Source organism: Klebsiella spallanzanii (assembly GCF_902158555.1).
In the GTDB taxonomy this organism is placed as follows: Bacteria; Pseudomonadota; Gammaproteobacteria; order Enterobacterales; family Enterobacteriaceae; genus Klebsiella; species Klebsiella spallanzanii.
Genome location: NZ_CABGGS010000013.1, coordinates 1 through 26,424 on the forward strand (window position 1 = coordinate 1; position 26,424 = coordinate 26,424).

Here is a 26,424-nt window from a genome sequence, read left to right on the forward strand (position 1 = left end):
GTGTTAGGCCTGCCGCCAGCGTTCAATCTGAGCCATGATCAAACTCTTCAATTTAAGTTTGATGCTCGTAGAATTAAACTTCGTAATGAATTACGTGTTCACTCTTTGAGACTTGGTATTCATTTTTCGTCCGAGGACGTTAAGAATCCATGTCACTTTGAGTGCCCACACAGATTGTCTGATAAATTGTTAAAGAGCAGTTGCGACGCGCTTTAGCGCTCTGTCGCGAGGTGGCGTATATTACGCCTTCCTCTTTCAGAGTCAACCGTTTATTTTCAGGTTTTTCTCTTCAACCAACCGGCTGTTTGTGTGAAGTGATTCACATCTGCCGTGTCGATGGAGGCGCATTATAGGGAGTTCCCGAGCATCCGCAATAGTTAAATTGCAGAAAAATGACTGACTGCTGCATTCCCCAGCAAAACCCCGCTTTATACCCTGTTACACACAGAATTATCCACAGACCGTGAGCAATTACCTTCTATCGAGGCCATCTTGCTCCTCTATATAAGCAGCAATTCAGGGCAAAAAGGAGAAAGATAAAAATTCGCGAGCGTTGCGCAAACGTTTTCGTTACAATGCCGCGCTATAACAAGGACGCCCGGTTGGGTGCGTTAGGTGAGTTTTTAGGCAAAAGCTCACCTAACGCTCTCTGTAATATTCAAATCCTGGGGATTTAATACCATGCAACAACGTCGTCCAGTCCGCCGCGCTCTGCTCAGTGTTTCTGACAAGGCCGGTATCGTCGAATTCGCGCAGGCGCTTTCCGCTCGTGGTGTCGAGCTACTGTCTACGGGTGGTACCGCACGCCTGCTGGCTGAGAAAGGTCTGCCGGTAACCGAAGTCTCTGACTACACCGGTTTCCCGGAAATGATGGATGGACGCGTGAAGACCCTGCATCCGAAAGTTCACGGTGGCATTCTCGGTCGTCGCGGTCAGGATGACGGCATTATGGCGCAACATGATATCGCGCCTATTGATATGGTGGTCGTTAACCTCTATCCGTTTGCTCAAACCGTTGCCCGTGAGGGTTGCTCGCTGGAAGATGCCGTAGAGAATATTGATATCGGCGGTCCGACCATGGTTCGCTCAGCGGCAAAGAACCATAAAGACGTCGCCATCGTGGTAAAGAGCAGCGACTACGATGCCATCATTAAAGAGATAGATGCTAATGAAGGCTCCCTAACCCTCGACACCCGCTTCGACCTCGCCATTAAAGCCTTCGAACACACCGCCGCCTACGACAGCATGATTGCCAACTACTTCGGCACCATGGTTCCGGCCTATCACGGCGAAAGCAAAGAGGCCGCCGGTCGCTTCCCGCGTACGCTGAACCTGAACTTCATTAAGAAGCAGGATATGCGCTACGGCGAGAACAGCCACCAGCAGGCCGCCTTCTATATAGAAGAAGAAGTCAAAGAAGCTTCCGTGGCTACCGCACAGCAGGTTCAGGGTAAGGCCCTCTCCTATAACAACATTGCCGACACCGATGCCGCGCTGGAATGCGTCAAAGAATTCAGCGAGCCGGCCTGCGTTATTGTGAAGCACGCTAACCCATGCGGCGTGGCGGTAAGTACCTCTATTCTCGACGCTTATGACCGCGCCTATAAAACCGACCCGACCTCTGCGTTCGGCGGCATCATCGCCTTTAACCGCGAGCTGGATGCTGAAACCGCGCAGGCCATCATCTCCCGCCAGTTTGTTGAAGTGATCATCGCCCCATCTGCGACTGAAGAAGCACTGAAGATTACAGCTGCCAAACAGAACGTGCGCGTGCTGACCTGCGGCCAGTGGGCTGAGCGTGTACCGGGTCTGGATTTCAAACGCGTTAACGGCGGCCTGCTGGTTCAGGATCGCGACCTGGGTATGGTCACCGAAGGTGAACTGCGCGTGGTCTCTAAACGCCAGCCGACCGAGCAGGAGCTGCGCGATGCGCTGTTCTGCTGGAAAGTCGCAAAATTCGTTAAATCCAACGCTATTGTCTACGCCAAAGAGAATATGACCATCGGGATAGGCGCAGGCCAGATGAGCCGCGTTTACTCTGCCAAAATCGCGGGCATTAAAGCCGGTGATGAGGGCCTGGAAGTGAAAGGTTCCGCCATGGCATCCGACGCATTCTTCCCGTTCCGCGATGGCATTGATGCCGCCGCCGCCGTTGGCGTGAGCTGCGTTATCCAGCCTGGTGGTTCTATTCGCGACGAAGAGGTGATTGCCGCCGCTGACGAGCACGGCATCGCGATGATCTTCACCGACATGCGCCACTTCCGCCATTAATTCACGGAGCATACGATGAAAGTATTAGTGATTGGCAACGGCGGGCGCGAGCACGCCCTGGGCTGGAAAGCGGCGCATTCGCCGCTGGTCGATACCGTTTTTGTGGCGCCGGGTAACGCAGGCACCGCGCTGGAACCCGCGCTGCAAAACGTGGCTATTAGCGTCACCGATATCCCGGCACTGCTGAGCTTTGCCCAGAACGAGAAGATTGACCTGACCATTGTCGGCCCGGAAGCGCCGCTGGTGATTGGCGTGGTCGATGCGTTCCGCGCCGCTGGCCTGAAGATCTTCGGGCCAACTGAAGGCGCTGCGCAGCTGGAAGGCTCCAAAGCCTTCACTAAAGATTTCCTCGCCCGTCACCAGATCCCGACGGCGGAATATCAGAACTTCACAGAGATTGAGCCAGCGTTGGCCTATCTGCGTGAGAAAGGCGCGCCGATCGTTATCAAAGCCGACGGCCTGGCCGCCGGTAAAGGCGTTATCGTGGCGATGACGCTGGAAGAAGCAGAAGCTGCCGTTCACGACATGCTGGCCGGTAACGCCTTTGGCGACGCGGGACATCGTATCGTGATCGAAGAGTTCCTCGATGGCGAGGAAGCGAGCTTTATCGTGATGGTCGACGGCGAGCACGTTCTGCCGATGGCCACCAGCCAGGACCACAAACGCGTGGGCAATGGCGATACCGGCCCGAATACCGGCGGCATGGGGGCTTATTCACCGGCTCCGGTGGTGACCGATGAAGTTCACCAGCGCACCATGGAACGCATCATCTGGCCAACCGTGAAAGGCATGGCGGCGGAAGGAAACACCTATACCGGCTTCCTGTATGCCGGTCTGATGATCGACAAACAGGGTAACCCGAAGGTTATCGAGTTCAACTGCCGCTTCGGCGATCCGGAAACCCAGCCGATCATGCTGCGCATGAAATCGGATCTGGTAGAGCTGTGCCTGGCCGCCTGCGACGGCAAACTGGACGAGAAAACCTCCGAGTGGGACGAACGCGCCTCGCTGGGCGTGGTGATTGCCGCGGGCGGTTATCCGGGCAATTACAATACTGGCGATGAGATCCACGGCCTGCCGCTGGAAGACGCGGCTGACGGTAAGGTTTTCCACGCCGGAACTAAACTCGCTGATGACAACCGCGTGTTGACCAGCGGCGGCCGCGTACTGTGCGCCACCGCGCTGGGCAACACCGTTGCCGAGGCGCAGAAGCGCGCTTACGCTCTGATGACCGATATTCGCTGGGATGGCAGCTTCAGCCGTAATGATATCGGCTGGCGCGCCATTGAACGCGAGCAGAATTAACGGCTAAGCTTTGCCAGCAACGTTTTGCGCGTAATGCCCAACTGACGGGCGGCTTCAGTTTTGTTGCCGCCCGTTTTTTCGAGCGCCGCAAGGATTGCTTCTTTTTCTACTTCCACCAGCGGCTGAATCACATCATCACCGAGCAACATATCCGGTACCGGTGTACCGGCAATTGCCAGCGGCAGTTCGCGTTCAGAAATATACTCCCCCGTCAGCAGTACCACCGCCCGCTCTACCGCGTTTTCCAGCTCACGAATATTACCCGGCCAGTCGTAATGGATCAGTAAATCCATCGCCTGCGGCGTGAAACCCTGCACCGCTTTGCGATTACGTTCGGCATAGCGTTGCAGGAAATAGTGAGCAAGCTGGGGAATATCTTCCCGGCGCTGGCGCAGCGGCGGCATATCGATAGCCACCACGTTCAGGCGATAGTAGAGATCCTGGCGAAAACGCCCCGCGCTAACTTCTTCGGCAAGGTCACGATGGGTGGCGGCAATCAGCCGCACATCGACCGAAAGGGTTTGATTGCTGCCCACGCGCTGCACTTCGCGTTCCTGTATTGCACGCAGCAACCGTACCTGCATCAGCGGTGTGATATCACCAATTTCATCCAGAAATAACGTGCCGCCGTCCGCTTCAACAAAACGCCCTTCCCGCCGTCGATCCGCGCCGGTAAACGCCCCTTTCTCGTGGCCGAACAGTTCAGACTCCAGCAAAGACTCATTGAGCGCCGCACAGTTCAGCGTCACCAGCGGCTTATCGCGTCGTGCGCTGCTGGCGTGCAGCGCACGCGCCACCAGTTCTTTTCCGGTTCCCGACTCGCCGTGAATTAATACCGTCGCATCGGAGGGCGCAACCAGCGCAATATTGTTCAACAGCGCCTGCATCGCCGGGCTATCGCCAACCATGCCAAACTGGACGGCAGGAGTACCTGCTACGGGATAATCGCTCGAGCGCGTATGCACCAGCGCCTGAGACAGCGTCTGTTGCAGCTTGTCGAAGTCCAGCGGCTTGATGAGGTAGTCCAGCGCACCGGATTTCAGCGCTTCCACCGCCGTATCGACGCTGGAGTATGCGGTCATGATCAGTACCGGAATCGACGGATTCCAGGACTTTATCTCTTTAAGCGTTTCAATGCCGTCCATCTCCGCCATGCGGATATCGCAAAGCACCAGATCAAACACTCGCTGGCGTACCTGCTCCAGCGCCTGCACACCGTTATGGGCCAGCACAACCTGATATCCCCAACCCCGTAACAACGCCTGTAAGATAGTGCAGTGACTAATATCATCGTCCACCACCAGAATATCGGCCTGCTCGCCTCTCATCCTTGTTCATCCTTCTGTTGCCCGTTAACCGGCAGATAGAGAGTAAATAGTGCCCCCTTGCCGGGAGTGCTCTCGGCGTGAATCGCCCCGCCGTGCTGCTCAACGATGTTCTGCACCACTGCCAGGCCCAGTCCGGTGCCGTCGGCCTTGGTCGTGAAGTACGGGGTGAAAATGGCCTGTAACTGCTCCACCGTCATCCCCTTGCCGCTGTCCGCAATGCTCACCTTTACTCGCCCGTCGCCGCATTCACTCGCTGCCACCGTAATCACGCCATCTCGGCCAATAGCATGGATAGCATTAAGATAGAGATTCAGCAGCACCTGGTTCAAACGATCCGGATCGGCCTGGATGCGGCATAGCGTAGGCTGTGGGGTAAACTGAAGCATTATCGCCCGGCTAGCGGCATCCTGGCTAACCAGTTGAAGCGAATGAGTAATCACTTCATTCAGATTGACCGATTGCCAGGTTAAATGCGCCGGACGTACCAGCTCAAGCAGCTCGCTGACGACCCTGTTCAGACGATCGGCTTCTTTCGCCATCACCTGAGCTAACTGATGCGCTTCACCATCAGGTGGGGTACGTTCAACAAAATACTTTGCCAGCCCTTTAATGGATGACAGCGGGTTACGAATTTCATGTGCCACGCCCGCAGCAAGATGCCCGATCGCCAGCAGCTTTTCTTTACGCGCCGTCGCCTCCTGCAGTTGCTTACGTGAGCGCTGATAGCGGCGGAACCAGAACTGCGCCAGCACCGTTGCCGCCATCACTACGCCTGCCGCGCAAAGCATGATGACCATATTCCTCAGGCCACGAGCATTGTCGGCATCCAGTTCACGCGTATCAAAGGCAATAAAAATAACCTGCGGCGCTTGAGTACGCAGATCGGCAGATTCGCGACGCATCATCATACGCATATGATGCCCGCCTCCGCCGCTAAGCGGGCGAAATTGACGATAAATCTCCAGCGCGGGCTCCGGCTGTCCCAGCCGCCGCCAACGCTCCTTGCTATCAATATTCAGCTCACGCATCGTATTGGTGGAATAGAGCAACTCACCGACCCGCTGCGGATCGCTATGGGCGATAATTTTGCCACTCTCATCCGTCACCGCAAACCACAACACTCCAGGCTGCAAGGCCATCTCTTCCAGCAGCGCCTGAAGCTGGGCATGATGCATACGCATTCCCATACCCACGCGGGTTCCGGACTCCAGGGCACGAATCAACACGCTGCCCTTTTCCTGGATTGTCTGGCGCGCAGCTTCATTTTCACGGCCATAGTCGCGCACAATTAACGCGGAAAACAGGCACACCAGCAGCAAGATAAGGCCAGTTAATAGCCAGCTCAGCCCAACAGCGACGGTATCCTTTGACAACCGCATCACGTTCATTGCGAACTCCCTTTGTTCAGACTCCATGTATCCCAGCAGAAATCATGCCATTTTTCCTCCCCGCCTAACCTCTCTTCAGACATAAACCGGGAAGGAGATCGAGTAAAAATGACCCGCGGCGCGCTTTACAGCGAGTCATTTTTACTCACTGTCATCTGCTGATGGCCCAGAACACCCTATATCCTGTGGCATTTCCATCCTGGCACGGAAGATGCAAATCAGTAAGTAACCATAACCCAGGAGAATAAACCATGAAACGGAACAAAGAACTGACTCTGACACTCATTACTCTCGCCGCACTGACCTTTGGCAGCAGCTCAGCATTGGCCAGGCACCACTGGAATAACGGCAACGGAATGGGCCCGCAGGGCTATAGTCAGCTGACCACCGAACAGCAGGCCACAGCCCAGAAGCTACATAACGATTTCTATGAGCAAACCCGTGCTCTACGGCAACAACTCACCTCAAAACGCTACGAATACAATGCGTTGTTAACTGCGGATAAACCGGACAGTACAAAAATTGAATCCGTTGCCCAGGAAATGGAAGCTCTCGGTCAGAAGCTGACCCAGCAGCGGGTTAAATTCGATCTCGCCCTGGCACAGGCGGGTATTCCTCGCGGAGAGGGAATGGGACGTGGAAACTGTGGCGGAGGACGCGGTCATATGGGAATGAACCACTGGTAAGGCTCAGAAACTTTTCTCGGTTGGCTGCCAGGTGCAGAAGTCTTCATTTGCCACCAGCAGCAGCTGAGACCCTTCCGGCGCCTCCAGCCACGCTACGCTCACCTCAACGGTTGAGTGATTCTGTCGGCGTTCAATATGGGCCAGCGCCCGCGCATCGAGGTCAGGCTTCACGGTCTGACCTTCGCAGGTCGTTACCGTCTGGTTAGCATGCCAGCGCCCCTGGCGTAGCATAACCCGCCCCTGACGCAAGGCATCGCTGGTCTGGCGAATTTGCTCCGCACGGTAGCGGTATAGCGCGACCTGATCGCTGGAAAGTTGCTGCTTCTGCCCATCGATTTCACGCTGCATGAAGCTGAGCTCGCCCTGTGCATCAAAGCGGGCGCGAATATGTTCCGGGGGTTTGCCGTAGACGTTGAGTTCAATTAGCGCAAGCTGACCATCCTGCCAGCGGTACTCGCTGGTCGAGGTATTGCCATGACGCCACGGACTGAATGCGGCAAGGAGATGGACCTCACCGGAGGAATCTTTACGCCAGATCCGCATCGCTCCCTGGTTATCCGCATATCCGCTAGCAGTAAACGGCGGGAGAGAAGAATCATGGCTGCAGGCAGTGAGCAGCAATACGCCTACCAGCGCCAGCGTGCGGCGCCAGGTAGACAAAAGGGGCCGACAAGCCCCTTCGATAAAACTGTACACTGCCACGCGGTCTTACTTAACTGCGTCTTTCAGAGCTTTACCTGAAACAAATGCCGGTACGTTTGCTGCGGCGATTTTGATTTCATTACCGGTCTGCGGGTTGCGGCCAGTACGCTCAGCGCGGTGGTTCACTTTGAAGGTACCGAAACCAACCAGTTGAACAGCATCACCTTCTTTCAGAGACTCAGTAATTGCAGCCAGGGTAGATTCCAGGGCAGCCTTCGCCTGTGCTTTGGACAGGTCAGCTTTGTCCGCAATTACATCAATCAGTTGAGTCTTGTTCATAAGTTATCCTTACAATGTGTTTATCGCTTGCTAAGCATCGAGTGCGACGGAAATGCCTGAAAAGCACTCTCCTGCATACACGCACCGATAGCCACGTTTTTTCGCCCCCCAAATGTAGACCAGACGGGGGGCGGAATGGAAGCCTTCAGACGCTACAATTCAGGCGGTAAATCACGTTTTCTGGTCTCATTGCTGAAAATTTATACCAATATTGCTCTCACCAGCCTCGCGGAGGTCTGCACGAAGTCCTTTGATCAGTTCAATATCGCGTTCTTCACAGTCGGCCAAAAGACGGAAAATCTCCCACTGAATGTCCCATTCTTGTTCAACAGCCGGGTTTTCTTTGAGCTCTTCATCGGTCATTTCGCGACCAGCCTGGGTCATTTCCAGCATCGCGACGGTGGTGATGGAACTTTTGCTCACCTCGATCGCATGTTCGAGCGTTTCGCCGCTCAGCCGCGAATGAATCAATTCGCTCAATGCCACGCATGCGTCGATGGCCGGGTAAACGCCGTACATGTCGTAATCATCAGCGGCCGGAATCGCCTCTTCCAGTTTCTCCAGTTGACTATCGAAATTCACTTTCGCATCTTTTACCGTCAGCGTTTCCCAGATCAGATCGAGGATACGGCGATACAGTTGGCCATCGGCGAACTCCGTTTGCTTGCAGAACATAGCGTAGTTGGGGTACATCCGCTCGCACAGACAGGCCATAAAAGTGACGTGCTGCCAGCTTTCCAGCCTCTCCAGACGCAGGTGAATCGGGTTTTGTAACATGATGAATTCTCGAAGTCAGAAATTAGCCGCAGTGTACCTGAATCAGCCGTGATTTGCTTGCCAACGCATAAAGGCCGGACGGCGGGACGCCACCGCATCAGCCCAACGCGTCGGCTCCGGCAGACGATACCCTTTCAGGCAGCGTTCTACCCACATTAGCGCACTATCAAGGCCAACGCGGTGCCCCGTACTGACGAACAGCGGATTACAGCGCGCTTTGCTGCGTAAAACCCATGCCAACTGCTCGCCTTTATCCAACAATGGCGCCAGCGCGCCGGGTTCATCGCCCAACTGCTCAAACTTACCGCACAGCCGTTTTTTCGCCACGCCAATCGTCGGGACATCCACCAGCAGACCAAAATGGCTGGCAACGCCGAGGCGACGCGGGTGGGAAATACCGTGACCATCGACGAATAAGAGATTAGGTTTTTTTGAAAGCTGTTCCCACGCCGCCAGCAGTGCAGGCGTTTCGCGAAAGGAGAGGAAACCGGGAATGTAGGGCATCGTGGTGGCAACGCGCGCCACCTGATATTCCACCAGTTCCAGCGACGGATAGCTCAGCAGCACCATCGCCGCCCGGGTGACTTCGCCCTCTTGCTCAAATCCAACATCCGCCCCGCCGATCAACATTGGCGGATCGCGATCCAGACGATCGCCCCGTTCAACCGATTCCGCCAGCTCCAGCTGTCGGGTGCGTAGCGATGCCAAATCCATAGTCACTCCTTAACGGTGGTATTGCGCCGACAACCGATGTACCGCCTCGACAAATACGCCCGCGTGTTCCGGGTCGACGTCCTGATGAATCCCGTGCCCCAGATTGAAAACATGGCCTTCACCCTGGCCGAATCCGGCAAGAATGGTTGCCACTTCTTCTTCGATACGCGTCGGAGGGGCATAAAGCATTGAAGGATCCATATTTCCCTGCAGGGCAACTTTATGACCGACGCGACGACGTGCATCGGCGATATCGGTGGTCCAGTCAAGCCCCAGCGCATCGCAGCCGGTTTCCGCCATCGCTTCCAGCCACTGCCCGCCGCCTTTGGTAAACAGCGTCACCGGCACGCGGCGGCCATCGTTTTCACGCAGCAGGCCATCGACGATTTTGTGCATGTAATACAAAGAGAACTGCTGGTAATCGCGGCCGGTCAGCGCCCCGCCCCAGGTGTCAAAAATCATCACCGACTGCGCGCCCGCTTTGATTTGCGCGTTCAGATACAGCGTGACGCTTTTCGCTAGCTTATCGAGCAGCGCGTGCAGCACTTGCGGCTCGGCATACATCATCCTTTTGATAACGGTAAAGGCTTTGCTGCTGCCACCTTCCACCATATAGGTCGCCAGCGTCCAGGGACTACCGGAGAAGCCAATCAGCGGCACTTCACCCTTCAGCTCGCGGCGAATCGTACGTACGGCGTTCATCACATAGCCAAGTTCACCTTCCGGGTCAGGAACAGGGAGTTTGTCGACATCCGCTTTGCAGGTGATGGGCGAGGTAAAACGCGGGCCTTCTCCGGCTTCGAAATAGAGCCCCAACCCCATGGCGTCCGGGATAGTGAGAATGTCCGAGAAGAGGATAGCCGCATCCAGCTTATAGCGGCGCAGCGGCTGCAGCGTGACTTCACAGGCCAGCTCGGCGTTTTTACACAGCGACATAAAATCGCCCGCTTCGGCGCGGGTCGCTTTATATTCCGGTAAATAGCGACCCGCCTGGCGCATCATCCACACCGGGGTGACATCAACCGGCTGGCGTAGCAGCGCGCGCAGGTAGCGATCGTTCTTCAGTTCGGTCATTTTTACATTCCTTTAGCGTTGATGCGCCAAGTTTATACACAAAATCATTCAAAGTGGATCGAGGCGGCAATTGAATGAACCCCAGGAGCTTACTCAAGTAAGTGACTGGGGTAAGTGAAAGCAGCCAACAAAGAGGCAATTTGAAGGATAAAGTGTATGTAACATGTCACTCATACTCTGCCCGACACATCGCCACGGTATCTTCAATCAGACGTCGCGCTACGGTACCCGGTGGCGGCAGAAGCGGCAGATCGTCGTAGCGATACCATCCCGCCTCCAGCAGCTCTTTCTTGTCGATAACAATTTCGCCGCTATCGTACTCGGCCATAAACGCGGTCATCAGCGATTGCGGGAATGGCCAGGGCTGGGAGGTTACGTAGCGCAAGTTTTTCACCTTAATTCCGCTCTCCTCCATGACCTCGCGGGCAACGGTCTGCTCCAGGGTTTCGCCAACTTCGACAAACCCGGCCAATACCGTATGCACGCCGTTACGGTGGCGAGTATGCTGCGCCAGCAGAATAGAATCATCCCGGCGAATAGCGACGATAATGCACGGTGCGATTTGCGGGTAATAGCGTTCACGACAGTGGCTGCAAAGCATTGCCCATTCGGTTTTGCTGGGATGCATCGGATGCCCGCAATAGCCACAGAATTTGTGCGAACGGTAGAATTCCGCCAGTTGGATCCCGCGCCCTGCCAGTTGAAAAAGACCAGCGTCCTGATCGAGCACCTGGCGCAGCGATCCCATATCATGGCGACGATCCTGGCGCACTAACCATACCGGTTCGCCCTGCCATTCCCCTATCCGCAGCGCGGGTTGCCCCGCAAGATTAAAATTTACCGCTTCGCCATGTGGTAATTCCCCGTCGGGTAACCATAATTTCTGTTCGTGGCTGACTATCCACCAGCCGCGATCTAATTTTTCAATAATACGATCCATATCTATTGCACTACCTTCATTTTACTGGCACTTTTAACATTAAATTTACATTTTGGTGAGCAACGTATTTCTCTTAAAAACTTGCGGAGTCAACCATGTTAAACCAGCTGGAAAACCTGACGGAACGTGTTGGAGGCAGCAATAAACTGGTCGATCGCTGGCTACAAGTACGTAAGCATTTGCTCGTGGCTTACTACAACCTGGTTGGCCTGAAGCCTGGCAAAGAATCATTTATGCGGCTTAACGAGAAAGCGCTGGATGATTTTTGTCAAAGCCTGGTGGACTACCTCTCCTCCGGCCATTTTAGTATTTATGAACGCTTTATCGGCGAATTGGAAGGCGATACGCCACTTTTAGCCGCGACTAAGATTTATCCACAGCTGCAGGGCAATACCCAGCAGATCATGGATTATTACGACTCCTGCCTCGAAAACGCTATCGATCATGACAACTACCTTGAGTTTCAGCAGGCGCTGTCGGATATCGGCGAAGCGCTGGAAGCGCGTTTTGCGCTGGAAGACAAACTGATCGCCCTCGCCGTAGCCCACAACTGGAAAGACAACGTCAGCGACAATATCGCGCCGACCGCTTGAGTTGTGAGCCATTAACGCGTAGTTTACATACATTCCCCCTCGCTGAGAGGGGATGTCATCTTGTCGGAGTGCCCATTTTCCTCACTGGAAAAGGCTGAGACCGTTAATTCGGGATCCGCGGAACCTGATCAGGCTAATACCTGCGAAGGGAACAAGAGTAAACTGCATTTAGCGTCAGCCCATCCGGGCCCGATCGCATCTGTTACTCCATCCGTCGTCTGGCAAGCCATATCCTGTTTTACTGGAATGAGCTATGTCTACAACAAAACTCACGCGTCGAGAGCAACGTGAACACGCACAGCGTTTTATCGATACGCTGGAAGGCACCGCATTTCCCAATTCGCAACGCATCTATATCCACGGCTCGCGAGGAGATCTTCGCGTCCCAATGCGCGAAATTCAGCTGAGTCCGACGCTTATTGGCGGCGCAAAAGATAATCCTCAATACGAAGATAACGAAGCAATCCCGGTATACGATACTTCAGGTCCTTATGGTGACCCGAAGATCGCCATCAACGTTCAGCAAGGCCTGGCAAAGCTACGTCAGCCGTGGATTGAAGCGCGTGGCGACTGCGAAGAACTCAGCAATCGTAGCTCAGCATATACCCAACAGCGGCTGGCCGATGATGGCCTCGACGAACTGCGCTTTAGCGGCCTGCTAACGCCGAAACGCGCTATCTCCGGGAAATGCGTGACCCAGCTTCATTACGCGCGCCAGGGTATCGTCACCCCGGAGATGGAGTTTATCGCCATCCGTGAAAATATGGGCCGCGAGCGTATTCGTGGCGAAGTGCTACGCCAACAGCATTCAGGCGTAGGGTTTGGTGCACGGCTACCGGAAAACATTACGCCAGAGTTTGTCCGTGATGAAGTCGCCGCCGGGCGCGCGATTATCCCCGCCAATATCAATCATCCGGAATCCGAGCCGATGATTATTGGCCGCAACTTCCTCGTGAAGGTTAACGCCAATATCGGTAACTCAGCGGTGACGTCATCTATCGAAGAAGAGGTCGAGAAGCTGGTGTGGTCTACGCGCTGGGGCGCGGATACGGTAATGGACCTTTCCACCGGTCGCTATATTCACGAAACCCGCGAATGGATCCTACGTAACAGTCCGGTACCGATCGGCACCGTACCGATCTACCAGGCGTTAGAAAAGGTCAACGGGATCGCCGAAGATCTCTCCTGGGAAGCCTTCCGCGACACGCTGCTGGAGCAGGCCGAACAAGGGGTTGACTACTTCACCATCCATGCCGGCGTGTTGCTACGCTACGTGCCGATGACCGCCAAACGCCTGACCGGAATCGTCTCTCGCGGAGGGTCGATTATGGCGAAGTGGTGCCTCTCCCATCATCAGGAAAACTTCCTCTATCAGCATTTCCGTGAAATCTGTGAAATTTGCGCCGCCTATGATGTTTCCCTATCGCTGGGCGATGGCCTTCGTCCAGGTTCCATTCAGGATGCAAACGACGAAGCGCAGTTTGCCGAGCTGCATACGCTGGGCGAGCTAACTAAAATTGCCTGGGAATACGACGTGCAGGTGATGATCGAAGGTCCGGGTCATGTGCCAATGCAGATGATCCAGCGCAATATGACCGAAGAGCTGGAACACTGCCACGAAGCGCCTTTCTACACCTTAGGGCCGCTAACCACCGATATCGCGCCGGGCTACGACCACTTCACCTCGGGAATTGGCGCGGCAATGATTGGCTGGTTTGGCTGCGCGATGCTCTGCTATGTGACGCCAAAAGAGCACCTCGGCCTGCCGAACAAAGAAGACGTTAAGCAGGGCCTGATTACCTACAAAATTGCCGCCCATGCCGCCGATCTTGCCAAAGGCCATCCCGGTGCGCAGATCCGCGATAATGCCATGTCGAAAGCACGCTTCGAGTTCCGCTGGGAAGACCAGTTTAATCTGGCGCTCGACCCGTTCACCGCTCGCGCTTACCACGACGAAACCCTGCCGCAGGAATCCGGCAAAGTGGCCCACTTCTGCTCTATGTGCGGCCCCAAATTCTGCTCAATGAAGATAAGCCAGGAAGTTCGCGACTACGCCGCTGCACAGACAATCGAAGTGGGGATGGCGGATATGTCGGAAAACTTTCGCGCCCGCGGCAGTGAAATCTATCTACGTAAGGAGGAAGCCTGATGTACCAACCCGATTTTCCATCCGTCCCTTTCCGCTTAGGACTCTACCCGGTCGTCGATAGCGTAGAGTGGATTGAACGTTTGCTGACTGCGGGCGTTCGTACGATACAACTGCGCATCAAGGACAAACGTGATAGTGAAGTTGAAGACGATGTGATCGCCGCCATTGCTCTGGGACGCCAACACGATGCGCGGCTGTTTATTAATGATTACTGGCGCCTGGCCATTAAACATCAGGCTTATGGCGTGCATCTGGGCCAGGAGGATCTGGAAACCACCGATCTCAGCGCAACCCGCAACGCCGGACTGCGCCTTGGCGTCTCTACTCACGACGATATGGAAATGGATATCGCACTGGCTGCTCGTCCCTCCTACATCGCCCTCGGCCACGTTTTCCCGACGCAAACCAAGCAGATGCCTTCCGCCCCTCAGGGTCTGGAACAGCTCGCGCAGCATATCCAGCGTCTGGGGGATTATCCGACGGTCGCTATCGGCGGAATCAGCCTTGACCGCGCTCCAGCGGTTCTGGCAACCGGCGTCGGCAGTATTGCGGTCGTCAGCGCCATCACACAGGCGGCTGACTGGCGACAGACAACAGCACAGTTGCTGGAAATAGCAGGAGCTGGCGATGAATGACAGCGATTTTATGCGCTATAGCCGCCAGCTGCTGCTGGAAGATATCGCCATCGAAGGCCAGCAAAAGCTGCTGGCCAGCAGAGTATTGATCATCGGCCTCGGCGGGCTGGGTTCACCTGCCGCGCTTTACCTGGCAGGGGCTGGCGTCGGTACGCTGGTGCTAGCCGATGACGATGAAGTGCACGTGAGTAACCTACAGCGGCAAATTTTGTTCACCAGCGATGATATCGCGCAGCCAAAAACTAGCGCCGCCCGAGAACGGCTGGCACGCCTCAACCCGCAGATTGAACTGATTACGCTACAGCAGCGATTAAGTGGTCAGGCACTACAGGACGAAGTGGCAAAGGCCGATGTAGTGCTGGATTGCACCGATAACATGGCGACCCGTCAGGAAATTAACGCCGTCAGCGTCGCGCTTGAAACACCGCTGATTACCGCCAGCGCTGTCGGACTGGGAGGCCAGTTGATGGTGCTGACACCGCCATGGGAACAGGGCTGCTACCGCTGCCTGTGGCCGGACGCTACCGAACCTGAACGCAACTGTCGCACGGCGGGCATTATTGGGCCGGTTGTCGGCATGATGGGCACCTTACAGGCGCTGGAGGCAATCAAGCTGCTCAGCGGCATGGCAACGCCGCGCAATACCCTGCGCCTGTTCGATGCCCGGACCAGCAACTGGCGCACACTCGCGCTCCAGCGGGCCCAGGGTTGCCCGGTATGCGGAGGTCAGCATGCAGGTGTGGTTTAACGACGAACCGTTCCAGTGCGCCGACGCGACATCCGTCGCCGCCCTGCTCACTCAATTGGAGCAGCTACAGCCGGGCGTCGCGCTGGCGCTCAATCAACACATCCTGCCGCGCGAGCGCTGGGAAGATCATCTTTTGCAGGAAGGCGACCAGATCCTGCTTTTTCAGGTTATCGCTGGAGGCTGACATGTTACGTATCGCAGATAAAACCTTTGAATCACATCTTTTCACCGGCACCGGTAAATTCGCTGCCCCCGAGGTCATGGTTGAGGCCATCCGCGCCTCCGGTAGCCAGCTGGTTACGCTGGCGATGAAACGCGTCGATCTTCGTCAGCATAATGACGCTATCCTTGCGCCGTTGCTGGCAGCTGGCGTCAGCCTGTTGCCCAATACTTCCGGGGCCAAAACGGCGGAAGAAGCCGTATTTGCCGCACGCCTGGCACGGGAAGCGCTGGGGACCAACTGGCTGAAACTGGAAATCCACCCGGATGCCCGCTGGCTTCTCCCTGACCCAATTGAAACCCTAAAAGCAGCCGAGATATTGGTGCGGGAAGGATTTGTGGTACTGCCTTATTGCGGCGCTGACCCGGTGCTGTGCAAACGTCTGGAAGAAGTGGGCTGCGCGGCGGTGATGCCGCTCGGCGCGCCCATTGGCTCCAACCAAGGACTGGAAACCAAAGCAATGCTGGAGATTATTATCGAGCAGGCCACGGTTCCTGTGGTAGTTGATGCAGGCATTGGCGTTCCCAGCCATGCAGCGCAGGCGCTGGAAATGGGGGCCGACGCGGTCCTGGTGAATACCGCTATCGCCGTCGCCGACGATCCGGTGACAATGGCTCGCGCGTTCCGCCTGGCTATCGATGCCGGATTGCTGGCGCGACAGGCGGGACCCGGCGCTCGCAGTACGCAGGCCCAGGCCACCAGCCCGCTGACCGGCTTTCTGGAGGCGCTGGCATGAACACCTTTACCGACCGCTGGCGGAAGCTGGACTGGGACGATATCCGCCTGCGTATCAACAGCAAAACGCCGGCCGACGTTGAACGGGCGCTGGCAGCAAAACAGCTCAGCCGCGACGATATGATGGCCCTGCTCTCCCCAGCCGCCGCTGGCTATCTGGAGCCTCTTGCACAGCGTGCTCAGCGCCTGACCCGCCAGCGTTTTGGCAATACCGTCAGTTTTTATGTCCCGCTTTATCTCTCTAATCTGTGCGCCAACGACTGCACCTATTGCGGTTTCTCAATGAGTAACCGCATCAAACGCAAAACCCTGGATGATGCCGAAATTGCCCGTGAGTGCGCGGCAATCCGCGAAATGGGTTTTGAGCATCTGCTACTGGTCACCGGTGAACATCAGGGCAAAGTCGGTATGGATTACTTTCGTCAGCATCTGCCCGCAATTCGCCGCCAGTTCGCTTCGCTACATATGGAGGTACAGCCGCTGGCGATGGAGGAGTACGCCGAACTCAAAACTCTCGGTCTGGATGGCGTGATGGTCTATCAGGAGACCTATCACGAAAGCATGTATGCAAAACATCATCTGAAAGGCAAAAAACAGGATTTCTTCTGGCGGCTGGATACGCCGGACAGGCTCGGACAAGCGGGAATTGATAAGATTGGCCTTGGCGCATTAATTGGCCTTTCCGACAGCTGGCGCGTGGATTGCTTTATGGTGGCGGAGCATCTGCTGTGGCTCCAGCAGCACTACTGGCGCAGCCGCTACTCTATCTCCTTTCCGCGATTACGACCCTGCGCCGGAGGCATTGAACCCGCCTCATTAATGGATGAACGACAGCTGGTGCAAACGATTTGCGCCTTCCGTCTGCTATCCCCGGAAGTTGAGCTTTCGCTCTCGACCCGCGAATCGCCCTGGTTCCGCGATCGGGTTATCCCGCTGGCAATCAATAACGTCAGCGCATTTTCAAAAACGCAGCCCGGCGGTTATGCCGATAACCATCCAGAGCTGGAGCAGTTCGCACCTCACGACGATCGCCGCCCGGAAGAGGTCGCCAGCGCGCTGGTAGCCAGCGGACTGCAGCCGGTCTGGAAGGATTGGGATAGCTGGCTGGGACGCGCTTCCCAGTCATCATGAAGAAGAATGTAACGTCTTAAAAGTTCTTCGTGCATGGCCGTAATAAGAGAAACGGGAGATTGTTGCCTGATTCCCGTTTCTCTATCCTGCCTTCGTCAGCAGTGGATGCTGTCCAGGGCGAATGATAGCTCTTCCTCATTTTCGCCCTGCTCCATCCTCTTTGCTACTCAGGTAATTCCATTAATATGGAATATTAATCAGTCTATATCACAACGTCAGCGTTATAATTACCGGAGATTTATCTGATTCGCTCAGCAGGCATGCTGGCTAAACCTGCGTCTTCATCCACGGTTTAACGCTTCTGGAACGATTTACGACTCATGGCTCGTCATAATAGAAAGCTCTCTTTCACCACGCCGATTTTGATTGGATTTGCGGGTATTTTACTCAGCTTCTTGCTTATCGCGGTGTTTGCCACGATGACGCAGCGGAAAGATTTTCTTGAGGACTATCACCATATTAACCGCAATTTCACCCACAATATGGCGACGAACTATACGGAAACGCTGCTGCGGGGAAATGACTTTATCCTCACCCGAGCCGCGACTTTCTTTGCACGTAATGATGAGCTGAATAATGCCGTTAACATCAATCCTGAAAAAGGTTTGATGCTGTTAATGCAGTTGCAGAACATGATGCAGACAGTGTCATCAATCTCGCTGGCAGACACAAACGGGCATTATTTGCGCGTTCCTGAAGTCCTCGAGACTGAAGATAGCCGGACCTTTGATGCCAAATCGCGCCCATGGTTTATCAAACAGGCGGAAGCCAGTACTTTCAGTCTCTATACCAGCCCCTATCTCGACTATTTCACCCATCATCCGACGATTACCCTCTATAAACCGATTATCTCTCCAGAAGGACGGCTAAAAGGGAGCCTCGCTTTTCATCTCGATCTCACATCAATGGGGTACGCATTACGACAAATGGTCGCTCCCGTTCAGGGTGAGTTTTTTGTCGTCCAGCGCGATGGTAAAGTCGTTCTCCATCCAGACCCTGGCGCTTTATTTAAACCCTACGTCAGCGACGCATTGATGGACAGAATGACCAGCGGCGAAGGCCAGCTTTATGATGCGGATAATGAAGTCTGGTACTACTACTACTCATTTACCAACCCAGACTGGTTTATCATTTATCGTGTCGCCAACTCAACGCTTATCAACTTAACACGCCATGAAACGGACATTGTCGCCTGGAGCTTTACCCTGGCCTCTATCGTTATTGTGCTGTTCGGACTGTACCTGCGCCATGCCTCGCGTACCGTGTTGATGAACATCATCAATGCCATTAAAACAGGGGATGTTCAACGCGCCCCACGCCTGGAAGCGATGCTCAGCAAAGCCATTGAGAGCAATAAGCAGCGCGAGCTCACCTACGTTCGCCAGGCGACCATCGATGCGCTTACTGGCTGTAAAAACCGTCGCGCCTTCGACAGCGATATCGCCGCGTTGATGAACGATCATCAGCCATTCGCCCTCGCGCTGGTTGATATCGATAATTTCAAATCAATAAACGACACCTGGGGCCATCTTAATGGTGATATCGTTTTACGCAACGTCGCTCGCGAAGGGTTACAGATCCTGCAACCGCTGCAGATTTCGCTTTACCGCTACGGCGGCGAAGAGTTTGCGGTGATATTTGCCGCTGGACATATCGATAACGCTCTAATGCTGCTGGAAAACTGGCGAGCAAGCGTCGCCCAGCGCTCCTGGCGTGAAGAGGGATTAACGGTGACCTTTAGCGCGGGCCTGGGCGAATGGAATATGGAGCCTCTGGAGCAACTGGTCGTAAGCGTTGATGAAGCGCTTTATAAAGCTAAACAGCAGGGCAAAAATCGTATCGTCCGCACTTAAGATATCCCTCATCGGTAAGCCCGCCTTGCCGGGTTTTACTGTTTTCAGTCATAAAACCGAAACCGGTTTCATTATTTTGTGATGACTTACACACAATCACCGTAAAGCGGTTGTCCCACCTCCCTGCCCGCGATAAAGATGGTACATCAAGGAACATAAGGGCCAAAAACTATGAAGAATATCGTTTTATGCTGTGCCGCGGGTATGTCCACGAGTATGCTGGTTCAACGTATGCAGGCAGCTGCACAACAGAAAGGTGTTGAAGTCTCCATCAAAGCCGTACCGGTCGCAGAGTTTAAAGATAATCTTGCTGCCGCCGATATTATCCTGCTCGGTCCTCAGGTTAAGTATGAACAAGCCAAACTACAGGCGCTGGCCGATCCGTTCGGTAAAAAAGTCGCCGTTATCGATATGATGGATTACGGCATGATGAAAGGCGATGCCGTGCTTGATAAAGCCCTGAAGTTGATGGAGTAAGAGATGGAAGATTTAGAAACGATCATCATGGAGCTGCTGGTTAATGCGGGTTCCGCGCGGAGTTCTGCTTTAACCGCTCTGCAGCTGGCGCGTAAAGGTGATTTTGCCGCAGCCGAACAGGCTATGGCGGAATCCCATGAGTTTGTAAAACATGCGCATAAAATTCAAACCCAGCTGATCGGTCTGGACGAAGGCAGCGGCAAGCTTCCAGTCAACCTGATTACCGTTCACTCTCAGGACCACCTGATGAACGCGATGGTCATTCAGGATCTGGCAACCGATATGATCGAGCTCTACCGCCGAATTCCACTGGCACAATAGCCTCGACGATTTAACAGGCGCCGGTAGCGGCGCCTGAATCCTGTTAAAGAAAACCGTACATCGCCGCAAATACCCAGCCAAAGACGCAAGAGACGCTGACGCCGATTAATCCTGGCAGAATAAAGCTATGGTTAATCACAAAGCGGCCGATATGCGTGGTACCTGAACGATCGAACTGAATCGCCGCCAGATCGCTTGGGTAGGTGGGCAGAATGTAATAGCCGTAGCAAGCGGGTGCGGAAGCGATAATATAGGCGGGATCGACGCCAATCGCCAACGCCACCGGAACAATCGCCGCCAGCGCTGCCGCCTGGGAGTTCACAAACTTCGATACCATCAGCAGTACGATGGCGTAGGCCCACGGATACTCTTTGACCATTTCCCCCAGCACGCCTTTAATTTCGGTCATATGCGCGCCGAACATAGTTTCCGCCATCCACGCGATCCCGTACACCGCGACGATAGCGATCATCCCCGAACGAAAAACCTCGTTTTTAGAAATCGATGCCGGATTGGTTTTGGTAATGATGATAATGAGCGCCCCGGAGAGCAGCATAAACATCTGGATCACCAGCACCATCGACAGCGGCTTGCCGTCGAATGCCGGGCGCAGTTCAGAGAAGGCACCGAGTAATGCAACAACCGCTATCGAGGTGAGAAAAATCCACATTGCAATCCAGTTGCTGGTTGGTAACTTCTTATCCAGCAAGGTAGCGGTATCGCCATAAACGTAGTGGTGGTTTTCCGGCACCGCAATAAAAGCCTGAAAGGCCTCGTCTTTATCGAGGTCTTTACCGCGAAACCAGCTAAAGATACCAATAGCCAGGATCCCTAGCAGCGTTGACGGAATCGTTATCGCCAGTAGATCGAGGAATTCAAGGTGTTTGCCGTTAAAAGTAAAATTACCGAGCATAGCCACCAGCGAGACGACTGCCACGGAAACAGGGCTGGCGATAATTCCCATCTGAGCGCCAATCGAACTCGCTGCCATCGGCCTTTCCGGCCGAATGTTATTTTTAATCGCAACATCGTAAATAATTGGCAGGATCGTATACACCACATGGCCGGTGCCGCAAAGAATCGTCAGTGTACAGGTGACGAATGGTGCCACTATCGAGACGTATTTAGGGTTGCGCCGCAGGAGTTTCTCAGCGATCTGCAGCATCACGTCTAAACCGCCGGAGGCCTGTAGCGTCGCCGAAGCGGCGACCACCGCGATAATCACCAGCATGACATCGACGGGAGGTTTTCCCGGCTGAAGATGAAAAACAAAGACTAAGATAACTAGCCCAATGCCGCCTAAAAGACCGAGCGCAATGCCGCCCTTTTTTGCACCATAGAATAGACAGATTAAGATAATGATGAGCTGTATAGAAAATTCCATGCATCCCCCGGAAGCTATCCATTAAATAACGACAATTCTCCCCGCGTTGTTTCTATTTGCTTACTCACCTCCTCCATTATCTTTTCGACAGGCACAACGATCCCCTTCAGTTGTGGTAAACCGAAAAGAAAGGGGAAAGTAATCAAATGATTATTTGAGTTTTTTGACTATATAGCGTTTGCAGCGCTCATTTTTTGATACGTGTAGAACTTCCGTCTTTCAATTGATGAGATCATTAATAAATAGCAAATTGATAATTTATTTGTATGTTTAGTTGCTAGTTAATTGCATCTATTGCGCTAATGAAATGTAAATAAAAATAGGCGAGAGAATAATGCTTGTAAGTTAGTAAATGCGATAGAGCGATTTTCTGAGCAGAAGGCCCAAGGCAATAAAAAAAGCCGGTCAGGAAACCCGACCGGCTTTTTTAGCGCTTAGCGAATCAACGATTAATCGTTGTCTGAACCGCCCAGACCCGCGTTCAGCAGTTCTGCCAGGTTAGCAGAAGCTTCTTCCACGCTGACCTGCGGTGCAGCAGGCAGTTCGCCCGCTGCGCGACGACGCATACGATCCTGGTGGTACGCATAACCGGTACCGGCAGGGATCAGACGACCCACGATAACGTTCTCTTTCAGGCCGCGCAGTTCATCGCGTTTACCCGCAACGGCTGCTTCGGTCAGGACACGTGTAGTCTCCTGGAACGATGCGGCTGAGATGAACGACTCGGTTGCCAGAGACGCTTTGGTGATACCCAGCAGATCGCGGGAGAACGTTGCGCCCACTTTGCCGTTCGCTTCCAGATCGCGGTTAGCAATCTTAACGCGAGAGTATTCAACCTGTTCACCTTCCAGGAAGTCGGAGCTACCGGCGCTTTCGATGGTCGCTTTACGCAGCATCTGACGAACGATAACTTCGATGTGTTTATCGTTAATCTTAACGCCCTGCAGACGGTATACGTCCTGAACTTCGTTAACGATGTAACGAGTCACAGCATGCACACCACGCAGACGCAGAATGTCGTGCGGCGCTTCCGGACCGTCGGAAACCACGTCACCACGTTCTACACGTTCACCTTCGAACACGTTGAGCTGACGCCATTTCGGAATCATCTCTTCGTACGGATCGCTACCGTCTACCGGGGTGATAACCAGACGACGCTTCCCTTTGGTTTCTTTACCGAAGGAAATGATGCCGCTAATTTCAGCCAGGATTGCCGGCTCTTTCGGACGACGTGCTTCGAACAGGTCCGCAACGCGCGGCAGACCACCGGTGATGTCCTTGGTACCGCCGGATTCCTGCGGTACACGCGCCAGAGTGTCACCGGAGCTGATCTGTACGCCATCTTCCAGTTGAACAATCGCTTTACCCGGCAGGAAGTACTGAGCAGGCATATCGGTGCCTGGGATCAGAACGTCATTGCCCTGAGCATCAACGATTTTCAGCGCCGGGCGCAGGTCTTTACCGCCTGTGGTACGCTCTGCCGAATCCAGAACCACCAGAGAAGACAGACCGGTCAGCTCGTCAGTCTGACGAGTAATGGTCTGGCCGTCGATCATGTCAGTGAAGCGGACGAAACCACTCACTTCGGTGATAACCGGCATGGTGTGCGGATCCCAGTTTGCTACGGTTTCGCCGCCGGCAACCTGTTCACCATCACCTTTAGCCATAACGGAGCCGTAAGGCACTTTATAGCTTTCTTTGGTACGACCGAATTCGTCGATCAGTTTCAGCTCGGTGTTACGAGAGGTGATAACCAGTTTACCGCTGGAGTTCACAACCGACTTCGCATTGCTCAGACGGATGCTACCTTTGTTTTTCACCTGGATGCTGGATTCAGCAGCCGCACGAGATGCCGCACCACCGATGTGGAACGTACGCATCGTCAGCTGTGTACCCGGCTCACCGATGGACTGTGCCGCGATAACGCCGATAGCTTCACCTTTGTTGATGATGTGGCCACGCGCCAGGTCACGACCGTAGCAGTGCGCACATACACCAAAGTCGGTGTCACAGGATACAACGGAACGCACTTTGACGGAGTCAACGGAGTTCTCTTCCAGCAGGTCACACCAATGCTCGTGCAGCAGCGTGTTGCGTGGAACCAGAATGTCCGCAGTACCCGGCTTCAGAACGTCTTCAGCAGTCACACGACCCAATACGCGATCGCGCAGCGGCTCTTTAACATCGCCACCCTCGATAACCGGGGTCATGGTGATACCTTCCAGGGTACCGCAGTCGTCTTCAGTGACAACCAGGTCCTGGGCAACGTCAACCAGACGACGAGTCAGGTAACCGGAGTTCGCTGTTTTCAGTGCGGTATCCGCCAGACCTTTACGCGCACCGTGCGTGGAGATGAAGTACTGGAGTACGTTCAGACCTTCACGGAAGTTCGCGGTAATCGGCGTTTCGATGATGGAGCCATCCGGCTTCGCCATCAGACCACGCATACCAGCAAGCTGACGAATCTGTGCAGCAGAACCACGCGCACCGGAGTCGGCCATCATGTAGATGCTGTTGAAGGAGACCTGCTGCTCTTCTTCGCCGTCACGGTTAATAACGGTTTCAGTTTGCAGGTTATCCATCATCGCCTTGGATACACGATCGTTCGCCGCAGCCCAGATATCGATAACTTTGTTATAGCGTTCGCCAGCGGTAACCAGACCGGACTGGAACTGCTCCTGAATCTCAGCAACTTCAGCTTCCGCCTCGCTGATGATTTCGTATTTTTTCTCCGGGATGACCATGTCATCGATACCAACGGATGCACCTGAACGCGCTGCATAAGCAAAGCCGGTGTACATCGTCTGGTCCGCAAAAATAACGGTCGGTTTCAGGCCCAGAATACGGTAACAGGTGTTCAGCATCTTGGAGATGGCTTTCTTACCCAGTGCCTGGTTCACGATGGTGAACGGCAGACCTTTAGGTACGATCATCCACAGAATGGCACGGCCAACGGTCGTGTCTTTCAGGCTGGTTTTCGCGACGAACTCGCCGTTTTCATCTTTTTCGTATTCAGTGATACGCACTTTAACGCGCGCATGCAGAGAGGCCAGGCCAGCGCGATAAATACGCTCAGCTTCTTTCGGGCCAGTCAGCACCATGCCTTCGCCTTTGGCGTTAACACAGTCACGGGTCATGTAGTACAGACCCAATACAACGTCCTGAGACGGAACGATGATTGGCTCGCCGTTCGCTGGAGACAGGATGTTGTTGGTAGACATCATCAGCGCACGCGCTTCAAGCTGGGCTTCCAGCGTCAGCGGTACGTGAACAGCCATCTGGTCACCATCGAAGTCGGCGTTATAGGCCGCACAAACCAGTGGGTGCAGCTGAATTGCTTTACCTTCGATCAGAACCGGTTCGAATGCCTGGATACCCAAACGGTGCAGTGTTGGTGCACGGTTCAGCAGTACCGGGTGTTCGCGGATAACTTCGTCCAGGATATCCCAAACGACAGCTTCTTCGCGTTCTACCATTTTCTTAGCGGCTTTGATGGTGGTGGCCAGGCCACGCAGTTCCAGCTTGCCATAGATGAATGGTTTGAACAGCTCCAGCGCCATTTTCTTCGGCAGACCGCACTGATGCAGACGCAGGTATGGACCTACGGTGATTACAGAACGACCGGAGTAGTCAACACGCTTACCGAGCAGGTTCTGACGGAAACGACCCTGTTTACCTTTGATCATATCGGCCAAAGATTTCAGAGGACGTTTGTTAGAACCGGTGATCGCACGACCGCGACGACCGTTATCCAGCAGGGCATCGACCGCTTCCTGCAGCATACGTTTTTCGTTGCGTACGATGATGTCCGGCGCAGCCAGATCCAGCAGACGTTTCAGACGGTTGTTACGGTTAATGACGCGACGATACAGATCGTTCAGGTCAGAAGTCGCAAAACGACCGCCATCCAGCGGAACCAGCGGACGCAGATCTGGCGGCAGAACCGGCAGAACGGTCAGGATCATCCACTCCGGCTTGTTGCCAGACTGAACGAAAGCTTCCAGCAGTTTGATACGCTTGGTCAGCTTTTTACGCTTGGTTTCGGAGTTGGTTTCGTTCAGCTCTTCACGCAGAGTTTCACACTCTTGCTCCAGATCCATGCTCTTCAGCAGGGCCTGGATAGCTTCCGCACCCATCTTCGCGTCAAATTCGTCACCGAACTCTTCCAGAGCATCCAGATACTGTTCTTCAGTCAGGATCTGCTGGCGCTCCAGGTTGGTCATACCGCCTTCGATAACCACATAGGATTCAAAGTACAGTACGCGTTCGATATCGCGCAGCGGCATATCCAGCAGCAGGCCGATACGGGACGGCAGAGATTTCAGGAACCAGATGTGAGCGGTCGGAGACGCCAGCTCGATGTGGCCCATACGCTCACGGCGCACTTTAGTCTGGGTCACTTCAACGCCGCACTTCTCACAGATCACACCGCGGTGTTTCAGGCGCTTGTACTTACCGCACAGGCACTCATAGTCTTTTACTGGCCCGAAAATACGCGCACAGAAAAGGCCGTCACGCTCAGGCTTGAACGTACGGTAGTTAATGGTTTCCGGCTTTTTAACTTCACCAAAAGACCATGAACGGATCATGTCTGGCGATGCCAGAGCAATTTTGATCGCATCAAACTCTTCGGTTTTAGTTTGCGCTTTCAGAAACTTTAATAAGTCTTTCACGGATTTGCTCCCGTCGGAGTTAGCACAATCTGGCACCGGGT

23 protein-coding genes and 1 riboswitch are annotated in these 26,424 nt (G+C 54.3%); of the genes, 13 read left to right on the top strand and 10 right to left on the bottom strand.

The genetic code is table 11. The features are described from left to right. The first annotated feature begins 681 nt into the window (after positions 1-681). Positions 682-2,271, top strand: coding sequence for a bifunctional phosphoribosylaminoimidazolecarboxamide formyltransferase/IMP cyclohydrolase (gene purH, locus FN082_RS14295; RefSeq protein ID WP_139538274.1), 1,590 nt, complete (start codon positions 682-684; stop codon positions 2,269-2,271). Positions 2,272-2,286: 15 nt separating this feature from the next. Further along, entirely contained in the window at positions 2,287-3,576 is a 1,290-nt protein-coding gene (purD, locus tag FN082_RS14300) for a phosphoribosylamine--glycine ligase (protein WP_139538273.1), read from the top strand. On the opposite strand, the gene zraR is transcribed toward purD, so the two are convergent. Together zraR and zraS are read right to left on the bottom strand one after the other, a co-directional pair. After that, positions 3,573-4,904, bottom strand: a complete 1,332-nt coding sequence (gene zraR, locus FN082_RS14305; protein WP_139538272.1) for a sigma-54-dependent response regulator transcription factor ZraR — start codon at positions 4,902-4,904, stop codon at positions 3,573-3,575. The genes purD and zraR overlap by 4 nt on opposite strands. Beyond that, positions 4,901-6,292 (bottom strand): two-component system sensor histidine kinase ZraS, encoded by a 1,392-nt coding sequence (zraS, locus tag FN082_RS14310; protein WP_142462304.1) that lies wholly within the window; start codon positions 6,290-6,292, stop codon positions 4,901-4,903. The genes zraR and zraS overlap by 4 nt, the downstream gene beginning before the upstream one ends. 251 nt (positions 6,293-6,543) lie before the next feature. Between zraS and zraP the strand changes: the two genes are divergently transcribed. After that, positions 6,544-6,978 carry a zinc resistance sensor/chaperone ZraP gene (gene zraP / locus FN082_RS14315; RefSeq protein ID WP_142981818.1) on the top strand — a complete coding sequence of 145 codons (435 nt, stop codon included), beginning with the start codon at positions 6,544-6,546 and terminating at the stop codon, positions 6,976-6,978. Between the two features lie 3 nt (positions 6,979-6,981). Here the strand turns inward: zraP and FN082_RS14320 are convergent, their stop codons facing one another. The 6 genes from FN082_RS14320 to nudC form a co-directional block, all read right to left on the bottom strand. Next, positions 6,982-7,674, bottom strand: coding sequence for a DUF1481 domain-containing protein (locus tag FN082_RS14320; protein ID WP_139538275.1), 693 nt, complete (start codon positions 7,672-7,674; stop codon positions 6,982-6,984). Between the two features lie 12 nt (positions 7,675-7,686). Next, complete coding sequence (gene hupA, locus FN082_RS14325) at positions 7,687-7,959, bottom strand: nucleoid-associated protein HU-alpha (RefSeq protein ID WP_004097675.1); 273 nt, start codon at positions 7,957-7,959, stop codon at positions 7,687-7,689. Between the two features lie 186 nt (positions 7,960-8,145). Continuing rightward, positions 8,146-8,736: a YjaG family protein gene (locus FN082_RS14330; protein ID WP_139538269.1), complete on the bottom strand. Its 591-nt coding sequence runs from the start codon at positions 8,734-8,736 to the stop codon at positions 8,146-8,148. Positions 8,737-8,778: 42 nt separating this feature from the next. Next, on the bottom strand, positions 8,779-9,450 hold the full coding sequence (nfi, locus tag FN082_RS14335) for a deoxyribonuclease V (RefSeq protein ID WP_142981819.1): 672 nt from the start codon (positions 9,448-9,450) through the stop codon (positions 8,779-8,781). A 9-nt stretch (positions 9,451-9,459) separates the two neighbouring features. Beyond that, complete coding sequence (gene hemE / locus FN082_RS14340) at positions 9,460-10,524, bottom strand: uroporphyrinogen decarboxylase (RefSeq protein ID WP_139538267.1); 1,065 nt, start codon at positions 10,522-10,524, stop codon at positions 9,460-9,462. Between the two features lie 166 nt (positions 10,525-10,690). Further along, positions 10,691-11,464 (bottom strand): NAD(+) diphosphatase, encoded by a 774-nt coding sequence (gene nudC, locus FN082_RS14345; protein WP_139538266.1) that lies wholly within the window; start codon positions 11,462-11,464, stop codon positions 10,691-10,693. Positions 11,465-11,559: 95 nt separating this feature from the next. On the opposite strand from nudC, the gene rsd reads away from it, so the two are divergent. The 10 genes from rsd to FN082_RS14395 all read left to right on the top strand — a co-directional run bounded on the left by rsd (position 11,560) and on the right by FN082_RS14395 (position 20,326). Beyond that, positions 11,560-12,057, top strand: a complete 498-nt coding sequence (rsd, locus tag FN082_RS14350) for a sigma D regulator (RefSeq protein ID WP_142981820.1) — start codon at positions 11,560-11,562, stop codon at positions 12,055-12,057. A 54-nt stretch (positions 12,058-12,111) separates the two neighbouring features. Further along, positions 12,112-12,225: riboswitch (TPP riboswitch) on the top strand. 85 nt (positions 12,226-12,310) lie between these two features. Next, positions 12,311-14,206 (top strand): phosphomethylpyrimidine synthase ThiC, encoded by a 1,896-nt coding sequence (thiC, locus tag FN082_RS14355; protein WP_139538264.1) that lies wholly within the window; start codon positions 12,311-12,313, stop codon positions 14,204-14,206. Continuing rightward, a complete protein-coding gene (gene thiE / locus FN082_RS14360) occupies positions 14,206-14,841 on the top strand; it encodes a thiamine phosphate synthase (protein WP_142981821.1) in 636 nt (211 codons plus the stop codon). The genes thiC and thiE overlap by 1 nt, the downstream gene beginning before the upstream one ends. After that, entirely contained in the window at positions 14,834-15,589 is a 756-nt protein-coding gene (locus tag FN082_RS14365) for a HesA/MoeB/ThiF family protein (protein ID WP_139538262.1), read from the top strand. Before thiE ends, FN082_RS14365 begins: the two co-directional genes overlap by 8 nt. After that, positions 15,573-15,773, top strand: coding sequence for a sulfur carrier protein ThiS (thiS, locus tag FN082_RS14370; RefSeq protein WP_139538261.1), 201 nt, complete (start codon positions 15,573-15,575; stop codon positions 15,771-15,773). Before FN082_RS14365 ends, thiS begins: the two co-directional genes overlap by 17 nt. A 1-nt stretch (position 15,774) precedes the next feature. Continuing rightward, complete coding sequence (thiG, locus tag FN082_RS14375; RefSeq protein ID WP_142981822.1) at positions 15,775-16,545, top strand: thiazole synthase; 771 nt, start codon at positions 15,775-15,777, stop codon at positions 16,543-16,545. Further along, a complete protein-coding gene (gene thiH, locus FN082_RS14380) occupies positions 16,542-17,675 on the top strand; it encodes a 2-iminoacetate synthase ThiH (protein ID WP_142462310.1) in 1,134 nt (377 codons plus the stop codon). The genes thiG and thiH overlap by 4 nt, the downstream gene beginning before the upstream one ends. A gap of 320 nt (positions 17,676-17,995) precedes the next feature. Beyond that, positions 17,996-19,528 carry a sensor domain-containing diguanylate cyclase gene (locus FN082_RS14385; protein WP_139538258.1) on the top strand — a complete coding sequence of 511 codons (1,533 nt, stop codon included), beginning with the start codon at positions 17,996-17,998 and terminating at the stop codon, positions 19,526-19,528. Between the two features lie 171 nt (positions 19,529-19,699). Continuing rightward, positions 19,700-20,005 (top strand): PTS sugar transporter subunit IIB, encoded by a 306-nt coding sequence (locus FN082_RS14390; RefSeq protein ID WP_041143545.1) that lies wholly within the window; start codon positions 19,700-19,702, stop codon positions 20,003-20,005. A gap of 3 nt (positions 20,006-20,008) precedes the next feature. Continuing rightward, positions 20,009-20,326, top strand: coding sequence for a PTS lactose/cellobiose transporter subunit IIA (locus tag FN082_RS14395; RefSeq protein WP_139538257.1), 318 nt, complete (start codon positions 20,009-20,011; stop codon positions 20,324-20,326). A 43-nt stretch (positions 20,327-20,369) separates the two neighbouring features. Here FN082_RS14395 and FN082_RS14400 read toward each other — a convergent pair whose 3' ends face one another. Beyond that, on the bottom strand, positions 20,370-21,710 hold the full coding sequence (locus FN082_RS14400) for an anaerobic C4-dicarboxylate transporter (protein ID WP_142981823.1): 1,341 nt from the start codon (positions 21,708-21,710) through the stop codon (positions 20,370-20,372). A 449-nt stretch (positions 21,711-22,159) separates the two neighbouring features. Continuing rightward, on the bottom strand, positions 22,160-26,383 hold the full coding sequence (gene rpoC / locus FN082_RS14405; RefSeq protein WP_139538255.1) for a DNA-directed RNA polymerase subunit beta': 4,224 nt from the start codon (positions 26,381-26,383) through the stop codon (positions 22,160-22,162). Positions 26,384-26,424: the final 41 nt, after the last annotated feature.